This is a genomic window from Phytomonospora endophytica, from assembly GCF_014202425.1.
GTDB classification, from domain to species: Bacteria; Actinomycetota; Actinomycetes; order Mycobacteriales; family Micromonosporaceae; genus Phytomonospora; species Phytomonospora endophytica.
Map to the genome: position 1 here is coordinate 1 of NZ_JACHGT010000032.1, position 10,326 is coordinate 10,326.

At 66.8% G+C, this 10,326-nt stretch carries 7 protein-coding genes and 1 pseudogene; 2 read left to right on the forward strand and 6 right to left on the reverse strand.

Annotation, left to right across the window (positions count from 1 at the left end; translation table 11 throughout):
* Window positions 1–129: 129 nt before the first annotated feature.
* Window positions 130–447: pseudogene (locus HNR73_RS38875) on the forward strand (transposase); the annotation flags it as partial.
* A 52-nt stretch (window positions 448–499) separates the two neighbouring features.
* Here the strand turns inward: HNR73_RS38875 and HNR73_RS38880 are convergent.
* The 6 genes from HNR73_RS38880 to HNR73_RS38905 form a co-directional block, all read right to left on the reverse strand.
* The gene (locus HNR73_RS38880; protein ID WP_184793105.1) at window positions 500–1,627 is read right to left on the reverse strand and encodes a methyltransferase; all 1,128 of its coding nucleotides are present in this window, start codon (window positions 1,625–1,627) and stop codon (window positions 500–502) included.
* Between the two features lie 22 nt (window positions 1,628–1,649).
* On the reverse strand, window positions 1,650–2,942 hold the full coding sequence (locus HNR73_RS38885) for an ATP-grasp domain-containing protein (protein ID WP_184793106.1): 1,293 nt from the start codon (window positions 2,940–2,942) through the stop codon (window positions 1,650–1,652).
* The gene (locus HNR73_RS38890; RefSeq protein WP_184793107.1) at window positions 2,939–4,297 is read right to left on the reverse strand and encodes an argininosuccinate lyase; all 1,359 of its coding nucleotides are present in this window, start codon (window positions 4,295–4,297) and stop codon (window positions 2,939–2,941) included. Before HNR73_RS38890 ends, HNR73_RS38885 begins: the two co-directional genes overlap by 4 nt.
* Window positions 4,298–4,407: 110 nt before the next feature.
* Window positions 4,408–5,463 (reverse strand): cysteine synthase family protein, encoded by a 1,056-nt coding sequence (locus tag HNR73_RS38895; protein WP_184793108.1) that lies wholly within the window; start codon window positions 5,461–5,463, stop codon window positions 4,408–4,410.
* 54 nt (window positions 5,464–5,517) lie between these two features.
* Window positions 5,518–6,573 carry an ornithine cyclodeaminase gene (locus tag HNR73_RS38900; RefSeq protein WP_184793109.1) on the reverse strand — a complete coding sequence of 352 codons (1,056 nt, stop codon included), beginning with the start codon at window positions 6,571–6,573 and terminating at the stop codon, window positions 5,518–5,520.
* Entirely contained in the window at window positions 6,566–7,504 is a 939-nt protein-coding gene (locus tag HNR73_RS38905; protein WP_184793110.1) for a pyridoxal-phosphate dependent enzyme, read from the reverse strand. The genes HNR73_RS38900 and HNR73_RS38905 overlap by 8 nt, the downstream gene beginning before the upstream one ends.
* A gap of 291 nt (window positions 7,505–7,795) precedes the next feature.
* Here HNR73_RS38905 and HNR73_RS38910 point away from each other — a divergent pair.
* The coding region (locus HNR73_RS38910) for a non-ribosomal peptide synthetase (protein WP_184793111.1) at window positions 7,796–10,326 on the forward strand (2,531 nt) is incomplete at its 3' end.

Below are 10,326 nucleotides of genomic sequence, written 5' to 3' on the forward strand. Positions count from 1 at the left end.
CGCCAGCAAACCGTCTAAACCCGCAACCCACGCATCGAGATCAACCGCCACCACAGTCCACAGTATACAAATAACAAACCACAGCTGTAGTACTAATACTGCAGCGACACTTGTGGGTTGGAAGTTGGTGTGGACGTCGCTGGGTGGTTTGCCGGGGTCGAGTCGTTAACGGCGCGGATCGGGTCGCGGTTTGCGCGTGCCGAGCCGCGGGCTCGGTCCATGCGGTTTGTATCTGGGCTGGTGGCGGGTCTGGAACGGAAGAATGCCTGGACGATTGCCGAGCATGCCGGCGAGATGCATCCGGCGGGGATGCAGCGGCTGCCGCAGTCGGCGGACTGGGACGTCGATGGGGTTCGCGACGACGTGCGTGACCTGGCAGTGGAGCACCTCGGAGAAGCGGGCAGAGTGTTGATCGTCGACGAGACAGGGTTCGTGAAGAAGCGCACCGATTTGCAGCCGCCTTCGCAGCCATCAGCGCGTGGACGGCACGGTCGGCCGATTACATGTTGAGTCGGATGACGGCGGGCACGACCTCGATGACGTCCCGTTCGAGGAGCGCGTTCATGAGGAGGTCGACATCGGACCGTTCGGTCACCAGCAGGCTCCGCCCGTGAAGGCGGCGGGACCGCAGCTGTTCGGGAGTGATTCCCAGGCTGGGTGCATCGAGTTCACGAACGGTGGTCTCCGGGGCTCCCGCCGATGCCGACCATTCATCGACCATTGCGGTGAGGGACCCGAATTTTGCCTGGACCTCCGCGGTGATCACGATCCGTGCCGTGCCTCCGCGGCAGAGGGTTCGGCGTGCCGCACTTGCGATCAACATGAACGCCGCTTGTGCGGACATCTGTCCCATCTCGCTGTTCTCCGCCCGGAACCTGGGTAGTGACGGTGCGTTGAACAGCAGGTTGTCGAAGGATCTCTTCGCGTGGATCGAGTATTCTCCGATGTCCGCGGTTTCGAACCATGCGGCGGTGTTGTTCATCGTGGCGTTCGCTCGTGCGTAGCGGATGGCTCGCGGATTGATATCGATGCCCACGACCCGATCGCAGCGCGACTCCGCCATGATCGACAAGAAGCCGCCGGCGCAGCCGACGTCAAGAAGGCTTCCCGTGACGTCGGGCACCTCGCTTAGCGACAAAATGCTCGTAGCGTGGGGCGGCATGACCATGTCCGTCCTGGTGCTGTGCCGAACCTTCTGCGGGCCCTTGCTGGTGAACAGTTGGTCGGACAGGAAGAGCCGCGACCGATACGGCGTGACTGAGACCGTGCCACGACACGCGCCTTGGGCCGTCGACAGAAAGCCCAACGATTCCAAAGTCGCGTACAGTTCTCGCTTCAGCGAAGTCCGCACCACTGGGGCCGGCACCGCTCGATTGAGAAGGAACAGGCGGGCCAGGACGCCCACGGTCGTGGCAAGTTCCGTTGTCTCCTCGTCGGTGAAGTAGGCGTAGTTGGCCGTGTGACTCAGCATCTCGTCCGGGTCGCGGGCGCCGACGATTTCCGCTATCGCATCCTCTGTGTAACCGACTTCGACCAGCATGCGGCCCAGCGTTCTCAAGGCATCGCGGGTGGGCTCGGCGAGTACGACCGAGTCGTTCTCGCTCAGACCGCCGGGTGTGGAGTTCATGTGGACTGCCTCCGTTCCTCGATCATGGCGATCGAACGTAAGACGTCGTTCCCCGATCCGCCGGGGTGGTGGGGTGCTCCGGATGGCCATCGTCGGCGAAGCGGATGACGAGGGCCGCCAGTCCTGACGCGCTCGCCAGTGCCGCGGCCCGGCCGTCGTCGGCGGCCGCGATCACGTGGGCCGCCCGGTCCTGGAAGGAGTTGCGTATCGTCACGTCGTACCCCGGTTCCCAGCTGGCGCAGACCTCCGTGACTCCGGGGACGAGCCGGGCCCTCTCGACGCCACCGACCTCGGCCAGACGCCCGGGCCGCCCGGCGAGCAGGAAGCGGATCGACGCCGACCGCGCCCGTGTGGGGCGCGGGGTCGTCTCTCGTCCGACGGCCTTGGCCACCACGTGCTGGACCATGTCGATGCCGCACGCCTCCTCGACCACGCGGGGGATCATCCCACCTGCCAGTCTGGGATTGACCTCGACGATGCGGTATCCGTCCGGCGTTCGGCGCAGCTCGACGTGGGCGGGGCCCCATCCCAGGCCCAGCACTCGCAGCGCTTCCAGGGCGGCGTCGCAGATCGCCTCTCGTTCGAGCGCGTCCAGCGCGGCCGGGAAGTCGTGGCCGATCTCCACGAAATGCGGTTCGGGTCCCAGGTGTTTGCGGGTGACTCCGACCACCGTCGTGTCCAGGACCTCCACCGAGTACTCCAGGCCGTCGAGGTATTCCTCCACAAGGACCGATGACTGTGTCGGAAGTGCGAGTCCGGCGGTGTCCGCTTCCAGGATTGCCGACACCGCCGCCTCGACGTCGGGGAGTGACCTGCATATCCGTACCCCGATCGAACCCGACCCGGTCCGCGGCTTGACCACGACGGGCAGTCCGATGTGGGAGGCGGCCGAGGCCGCCTCCGCTGGGGTAGCGGCTGCGGCGAACCGGGGTCCGGGCATGCCGCCCCTCGACAGGAGCGTCCGTTGCGTGACCTTGTCCCGGCATGCGCGTATGGCTTCCGCATCTGCGTGCGGCAACCCCAGCCGATGGGCGAGCGTGCTGGCGGCGGCGATGAAGTACTCCGAACTGCTCGTCACGCCGGCCGCTCGCCCGCCTTCCTCCTCGACCAGGGCCGCAATGGCCAAGAGCAGCGCCTCCGGGTCGGTGGTGTCGACCGTGCGCGTGTCGATCCCGTCGGTGCGGAGGTACGGATAGCGGTCCGGCCGATGGGTGAACACGACCGGCCGCAGGCCGATGTCGCGTGCCCTGGAGCAGAAGAGTCGCCCTGAGCCGGTGGTGTTGCTCTCCACCAGGATCAGCCACTCGACGCTCATGTCCGCCCTGCCCGCCCGGTCAGGGACGCGACCGTCTCCGTCAACGCGACCATCGCCGCCTCCTCCTTCTTGCGCCATCGCTGATGCCACTGCCGATGCGTCGACCAGTGTTCGACGCCCGCCCGGTGCGCCTCGGCGAACGCTCCGGGCCCGCCGCCGAAGACATGGTCGCGCACCAGTGCGGCCAGATCCTCGGTCGCCATCCCGATGTCGTCGAGCCAGCCGGGGGGTCCGAAGTCGGCGAGGCTCGTCGAGTTCGCGGCCACGGCCGTCCGTACGGCGTCTCCGACCATGTGGTGTGCGGTGCGAAAAGGTACGCCGTGCCGCACCAGCCGGTTGGCGATGGAGGTCGCCGAGGTGAAGCCGGCCTGGGCGCGTTCGTTCATGCGCGTCTTGCGTGGCCTGGCTCCGCTGACGAGGACCTGGCTGAGGAGGACCGAGTGCTCGGCGGCTCGCAGCCCGTGCCAGATGCTCGCGACGGCCTCGGTGCCGACCTCGATGGAGTTGGTGAACGGGGTTGACGCGATCGTGCCGGCGGCGGCAGCCCAGGATCCCAAGGCCTGGCCCGGTTTGGCCTTGACGTGCTCCAGCAGGAACGCGTTGCGTTTCTGCGGCATGGCCGAGCTCCCGCCGACCAGGCGGTCAGGGAAGTCGATGAAGCCGAACTCGGTCGTGCTCCACAGCTGCAGGTCGGTCGCGAGCCTGCTGAGGGTGACCGTCAGGCTGGTGGCCGCGGCGAGTATCCGCAGGGGCACGTCTCTGCTCGCAACCGCGTCCAGCGCGTGCAGGGTGGTGTTCGCGAAGCCCAGCAGGTCCGCCGTGCGGGACGCGTCTATGGGCAGGTCGGTACCGGCGACGGCGCTCGCGCCGAGCGGGCTGGTTCTGAGTCCCTCGGCTGCGGCCTGGACGGCGTCGAGCTCGCGTCCGATGGCGAGCGCCACGCCGAGGAGGTAGTAGCCGTAGGTCGCCGGCATGGCTGCCTGGAAGTGTGTGTAAACCGGCATGGTCGTTGTTCGGTACGCGCGCGCTCGGGAGAGCAAGACCCCTTCGAGTCGTGTCGCCTGCTCGCTGAAGTCCAGCGCCCACTGCCGAAAGCGCATGCTGGTGATGGTGGCCTTCAGGTCGTTGCGCGAGCGGCCGGTATGGAGGACTCCGCCGATCTCCGGGCCGATGCTGTCAATGAGGTAGCCCTCGTACATCAGGTACAGGCCACGGGGTGCCGGGCGCGACAGGAGTGGCCGGTAGCGCTGTTCGGTGAGGTCTGCCATGCAGTTGAGGAGTTGCCGGGCGGCGTCGGGGTCGATGAGGTTTTGCTCGGCGAGCATCACCACGTGCGCCCGGTCGACTCGGATCATGAAGGGCAGCTCGGTTTCGAGTTCTGCTTGTGACAGTTCGCCGTACACGATGGTGCGCGTCCGCGGGCGGAGTTGGCCGGCGATGCGACCGACTCGGGCCAGACTGGGGGTTACCACGTGTCGACCAGTGCGTCGAAGGCCATGACGTCGGTGTAGCTGCGTCTCGCCCATTCGTATGTCGTCCAGGGGCCTGCGGTCTGGTCGGGTCGGTCCACGAGCACCGGCTCGGTGGGGAGTCGGCCCTCGTGGTGTCCTTGCGCGGAGAGCCACTCGTCGTCGTAGACGGTGTGCTGGTATCGGTAGCCCTCGTCGGGGAGCATGGCCACGGTCAGGGCGTCGGGGTTCGCCTGTGCCCACCAGCGGGCGACCATGTAGGCGCTGCCGCTGGTGGGTCCCATGAACAGTGCGTGACGTTGGTGGAGCTGTCGGGTCGCGGTGTAGGCCGCCGTGGCCTGGCACCAGTGCACGCTGTCGAAGACGGTGTGATCGAGGTTGGTGGGCATGACACTCATGCCGAGGCCGCGCAGTTCGCGGGGCCCGTCGGGCTGGCCGAACAGGACACTGGCATGAGTGTCCACCGCGATGGCCCGGCATTCGGGTTGGACGGTGCGCAGGTAGGAGACCGTGCCGCTCATCGACCCTCCGGATCCGACCGGGCCGACGATGCAGTCCACCTGCCCGAAGGTTTCCACCAGCAGTTCGGAGACCCGTGAGTAGGAGCGTGGGTTGTCGGGATTGGAGTACTGCTCGGGGCAGAACACCGACTCGTGCTCGTTTTTGATCTCGGCCAGTCGATTCAGCCGGGCGACCTGGTAGCCGCCGGCCTTCCTCGCGCTGCTCTCGGGGACGCGTTCCACCGATGCGCCCAGGTCGGTGAGCCGCTGGTACAGGCGCGCGTCGATCACCGGATCGCTGACCAGGATCACCCGGCGATCCAGATGGACGCCCTGCATGGCCAGGGCGAGGCCGAAGGTGCCGGAGGTCGTCTCCGCGATGACCGTGCCGGGACCGAGGAGGCCGTCGCGTTGTGCCTTGTTGAGGATGTAGCGCGCCGGGATCATCTTCATGAGGGTGAAGGCGATGCCGTACAGGTTCGGTCCGAGTTTTATCAGTCTGGGAAGCTGGTACGCCTCGGTGGTGTCGGCGTAGGCGTGCGTGGCGTGCATGTGGCCTTCCACTCTCCTCCGGTTGTCATGCCCTGGCGGCGGTCGTCCGCATGGTCAGCGTCGGATCGTCTGCCCGAGTCCGAGCCGGCGCGCGTGGCGCTCGACCTCCGCGGCCAGGGCGACGTCGCAGATGGCCATGCCGAACGGATTGAAGAGCACGACGCCTTCGGCGGCGGCGAGTCCAGGTGTGGGTACGACGTCCTCGACGGTGGTTTCCGGGCCGAGCGCGTTGCCGAGGACCGCGTCGACGCGCCGTGCGGCGCCGTTGAGCGGCGCGTCCGGGGCGGCCACGACGCCGCTGCGGTGTAGGTGGCCGAGCGTGCGGAATTCGTCGGCTGCCACCAGGCTCCAGTCGTCGACGAGCAAAGTCGCGGCGCGTTCGTACACCTCGTGATGGACATCGTCGAGGCCGACGTTCGACACCACCGCGCGTGGGCGCAGCCAGTTCCAGGAGATGTAGGGCTCGGCCGTGGTGGTCGCCGCGACCACCCAGTCGCTGCGTCGGACCGCCTGTTCCGGCGTGTCGACGACTGTGCATCGGACACCGGCTGCGGTGATGGTGGCGGCTCGGTCTGCGAGGATTCGTCGTGCGCGCTCGCCCACAACGTCGTGGAAATGGATGTGGCGGAGGGTGGGGAGGCTCGCCAATGCGACGTCCAGGTGTGCCGCGCCGATGACACCGGCGCCGATGATGGCCATGGTGTCGGCGTCGGGGCCCGCGTACATGCGGAACGCGAGGACGCTGTTCGCCGCGGTGCGCACGGCGCTGATCCGGGCACCCTCCATGACGCATCTGATCCGTGCCGTCTCCGGGTCGAAGAGCAGTGTGATGCCGCTGGCGCGGGGGAGGCCGTTGTCCGGGTTCGACAGGCTGCCGTTGATGACCTTGATGCCCATCTCGGGCACGGCGCCGTCGAGGTGTCCGGCCAGCGCGAGATTGCGGGCCATGGCGCCCGAAGGGGTCGTCCAGCGCAGATACGATTCCTGGGGAAGTGTCGTGCGGCCCTCAGCGTGCCTGCGGTGCACGGTGGCCATGACGCCCACCGCGTCAACGTCGGGCAGCGAGGCCATCACATCGGCCTCGGTCAGGTACAGGAACCCGTCATCCATACCGAATGTCCTCCAGGACAGTGCTGTTGTGGGGCCATGGCTCGTCCGGTGAGGACGGGCCGTAGATGCTGTCGAGATACCTGTCGCCGCCGTCTGGGCACAGGCACGCGATGGACCGCGTGTCCGGATGTCGTCGTAGGAAGCGGGTGGCGGCGGCGAGAACGGCCCCGCTGGATCCGCCGACCCTGATGCCGGTGCCCGCGGACAGTGCTCTGCAGTGCCCCACCGCGTCGACGTCCTCGACCAGGGTGTGGCCGTCGTAGTGGTGGGGGGTGAGGAAGTCGGACTTTCGGGAGGAGCCGATGCCGACCAGTCGCCGGGGTGCTGAAGCACCTCCGAAGATGACGCTGCCGACGACGTCGACGGCCTCGATGTGCGGCGGCCTGTCGAGTTCGCGGAGGTAACGTGCCACACCCGCGAGGGTTCCCCCTGTTGACACGGCGACGAACACCGCGTCGCAGTCGTCGCCTGCCTGACTCCAGAGCTCCGGCCCGGTCTCCCGGTAGTGCACCTCGGGGTTCGCCGGGCTGCTGTACTGGTCGGTCCAGTGGTAGCCGCGCTCCTTGACCAGTTCCTCGACTCTCTTCAGTCGAGTGAGGAGATACCCACCGTACTCATCCGGATCTGTGACGATGTCGACGAGTGCGCCGTATTTCTTCATGTTCTGTATGTTGGCGGGGCTGGTCCGTGGGTCGACCACCGCCGTGAATCGGTACCCACGCTGCCGCGACAGGGCCGCCAGCGCGACGCCGGCGTTACCGGACGACGACTCGACGATCATGGCGCCGGGTTCCAGCGGAGCGGATTTCTCCAGTTCGTCAAGCAAGCTGCGGGCGGTTCGGTCCTTGATCGATCCCCAAGGATTCTCCGCTTCCAGTTTCAATCGCATCGGATGTCTCTGATCGGTCACCAGGACCGAGACCTCCACCATTGGAGTCGCCGTGCGGCGGCATATCTGGGTCACCGTGTCAACCGTCTTCGCCGGATTCACATTCCGATCCCTCTAGATTGTTCTGGCAAGGATCAACTCAATCTAGTTTCAGTCCGGCCGCGCACCAATGGGACAATGGATAGTCGTCGCTTAGGCAATAGCAGGGGGTAGCGTGCACCTTGGGCTGCCTCGCCCGATACGGTTGGGTGATACCGTTGCCTACTTTGGTGCATAACCATCGTCACCATCAGTGTTCTTGCGGCAAGTAGGGGACGCACATACGTTTGGCGCGTGGAATTCGACGAGAACCTTTCGAACGAACCATTGTCTCCAGAACAGGAGCGGCTCTGGTTCCTGGACGCTCTGCGCCCTGGCCGGCCCGATTACAATGTCGGCCAGGCGACGCGTTATCTCGGCGCACTCGACGTGAGTGTTCTAAAAGAAGTTGTTGCCGACCTGGCGGAACGCCATGGCCAGCTTCGCACGGTGGTCGTATCGAGAGAGGGGATTCCACACCCGAAACTCCTCGACCCATCGCGGTCGACTCTGCGCGTCGTCGATGTGCCACCCGGCATCGACCCGGCGGGCCTGGTCGCCGGGCCCATATCGGCGCAGATGGCCGAGCCGTTCGACCTCTCGACCGGGCCGCTCGCCGAGTTCACCCTGTTCCGGCTCGCCCCGGACGACCATGTGCTCTTCTTGAGGGCCCACCATGTCGTCGTCGACGCCTGGTCTCTCGGCATCATCAGCAGGGACCTGTACGCGATGTACGACGCACGGGTGAAGGGGGACCGTAGTGCGCCGTTCGCCGTTGACATGGCCTACCCGGATCTGGTGCGGCGGCGGGCCGAACACGAACTGAAGGCGGCGGGCTCCCGGGAGCGCACGGCCTGGGTCTCGACTCTCGGCGGCATCCCCAGGGGCGAGCTTCCGGCCGAACCGTCGGCCCCCCGGTTGGCATTCGACCGGCAGGTCATCGGCCAGGCGATCCCCGTGTCGTTCAGCGCCGAGCGGGTCGCCGCGCTGCGTGAACTCGCGAGTGGTCACCGTGCCTCCCTGTTCATGGCGATGCTGTCGGTGATGGACATCCTGGTGCTCCGGCATGGCGGACGAGAACAGTTTCTGCTCGGCACCACCCTGGCCAACCGGAGTTCCGTCGGGGCCCCGGACGTTGTCGGGCTGTTCGCCAACACGCTGCCCGTCCTGGCCGACTGCTCCGGCGATCCCACCTTCGCCGAGCTCCTTGTCAGGGTTCGCGACGCGACGATCGACCTCCTCGACAACCAGGACGCGCCCTTCCTGGGCCTGCTCCAGTCGCTGGGCGAGGAGCGGATCCCGGGCCGCAATCCCCTCTTCGACATCGAGTTCACCCTCACTCACGTCGACGCTGCGACTCCCCTGGCGCTTCCTGGGGTCGAGTGCATCGGCGTTGACGTTCCCCGTCCCAGGCATGGGGCGAAGTTCGATCTCGCCTGGGAACTGACAGAGCGGGACGGGATCGTGGAGGGATGCGTCGAGTTCGACAGCACCCTCTACCACCCGGAGTCGATCCGGGCATTCATCGAACGCTTCGACCGGCTGCTCGACGCCGTGATCGACAACCCGGACCGGCGTGTGTCGGAACTCGACATGCTCAGCCCGGCGGAGATGAGCGATCTGCTGCGGCAGGCGACCGGCCTCGCTCTGCCGTCGGCTCCGGTCCTGCTGCACGACCTCTTCGCCGCACAGGCGCTGCGCACCCCTGACGCTCCGGCGGTGATCGATGGGGACGCGGTGCTCACCTATCGCGAACTGGACGAGCGGGCCAACGCCTTGGCGCATCTTCTGGGTGAGGAGGGCGTGTCGACGGAGACCCCGGTGGGCATCTGCCTGCCCCGCAGCGCGGCGATGGTCGTGGCGGTCCTCGGAGTGCTGAAGGCCGGAGCCGCGTATGTCCCCCTCGACACCAGTTACCCGGAGGATCGGCTCCGGTTCATTCTGGAGGACAGCGGCGCGCACATCGCCATCACCGATCCCACCCATGATCATCTTGTGCTGGGGCACGCGATGCCCATCTACGTCAGCCGGGAGCGACGGCCGATTCCCCCGGTTCGCGTCACGGCTCCAGGGAATCTCGCGTACACGATCTACACCTCCGGTTCAACAGGACGCCCCAAAGGAGTTGAAGTCGAGCACCGGGGGATCGCCGCATACTTGCTGGGCCTCCAGGACCGGATACCGCTCCACGCCGGCGACCGGGTGCTGCAGCTGACACCGTTCGGTTTCGACATCTCGGTCACCGAGATGTTCTGGCCCTGGCTCGCCGGCGGCGCCACCGTCCTGGCCCCGGCGAACGCCCGGGAGGACGTCGGCCTCGTGGCCGAGACATGCCTCACCCACCGGGTCACGGCCGTCCACTGCGTGCCCTCCTATGCCCCAGTGCTCGCCGACGCACTGCGCGACCAGGCCGATGAACCGGGTATGCGCGTCATGCTGTGCAGCGCCGAGGCGCTCACGGACACAGTGATGCAGGCGGTTTACGCACAGCTGCCGGGAATTGAGCTCTACAACGTGTACGGAGCCACCGAAGCCTCCGTGGACTCCACTGTCTGGCGGCACCTGCCCGGACATCCCGGGCCTGTCGAGGTGGGCACTCCTCTTCCCAACACGTCGATCTACGTCCTTGACGCGGCGATGAACCCGGTGCCGTCCAACACGGTCGGCGAGATCTACCTCGGAGGGGCGAACGTCGCGCGTGGTTATTTGGCGCGTCCCGGCCTCACCGCCGACAAATTCATTCCCAACCCCCATACCACCGACGGCACCCGCCTCTACCGCACCGG

What these genes read in the sequence shown, in the direction of transcription:
- HNR73_RS38905 (WP_184793110.1), bottom strand. Translation starts at nt 7,504, where the DNA reads ATGGTGGAGGTCTCGGTCCTGGTGACCGATCAGAGACATCCGATGCGA.
- HNR73_RS38895 (WP_184793108.1), bottom strand. Translation starts at nt 5,463, where the DNA reads ATGCACGCCACGCACGCCTACGCCGACACCACCGAGGCGTACCAGCTT.
- HNR73_RS38890 (WP_184793107.1), bottom strand. Translation starts at nt 4,297, where the DNA reads ATGATCCGAGTCGACCGGGCGCACGTGGTGATGCTCGCCGAGCAAAAC.
- HNR73_RS38880 (WP_184793105.1), bottom strand. Translation starts at nt 1,627, where the DNA reads ATGAACTCCACACCCGGCGGTCTGAGCGAGAACGACTCGGTCGTACTC.
- HNR73_RS38885 (WP_184793106.1), bottom strand. Translation starts at nt 2,942, where the DNA reads ATGAGCGTCGAGTGGCTGATCCTGGTGGAGAGCAACACCACCGGCTCA.
- HNR73_RS38900 (WP_184793109.1), bottom strand. Translation starts at nt 6,573, where the DNA reads ATGGATGACGGGTTCCTGTACCTGACCGAGGCCGATGTGATGGCCTCG.